The sequence below is a fragment of the Stenotrophomonas sp. HMWF003 genome (genome assembly GCF_003061285.1).
Classification (GTDB): domain Bacteria; phylum Pseudomonadota; class Gammaproteobacteria; order Xanthomonadales; family Xanthomonadaceae; genus Stenotrophomonas; species Stenotrophomonas maltophilia_AP.
Genome location: NZ_QAIW01000451.1, coordinates 3,524 through 3,902, shown reverse-complemented (window position 1 = coordinate 3,902; position 379 = coordinate 3,524). Strand labels below are relative to the sequence as shown.

General features: G+C 65.4%; 1 protein-coding gene. It reads left to right on the top strand.

Features of this window, described 5'->3' with window-relative positions:
- Positions 1–20 precede the first annotated feature (20 nt).
- On the top strand, positions 21–379 hold a 359-nt coding region (locus DBR34_RS24280), incomplete at its 3' end, for an AAA family ATPase (RefSeq protein WP_258224190.1).

Sequence of the window (379 nt, the reverse complement as noted above, 5' to 3'; positions counted from 1 at the left end):
TTTTCCATGTGAGCACACCCATGCCGCACAAGATCGAAGTCTCTTCCGCCACCATGACCCCGCGCGAGATCGTGCAGGAACTGGACCGGCACATCGTGGGCCAGCACGACGCCAAGCGCGCGGTGGCCATTGCGCTGCGCAACCGCTGGCGCCGCATGCAGCTGCCGGCCGAGCTGCGCAATGAAGTGATGCCCAAGAACATCCTGATGATCGGTCCCACCGGCGTCGGCAAGACCGAGATCGCGCGTCGCCTGGCCACGCTGGCCAACGCGCCGTTCGTCAAGGTGGAAGCCACCCGCTTCACCGAAGTGGGCTACGTGGGCAAGGACGTGGAGCAGATCATCCGCGACCTGGCCGACACGGCGGTGAAGCTGTACCG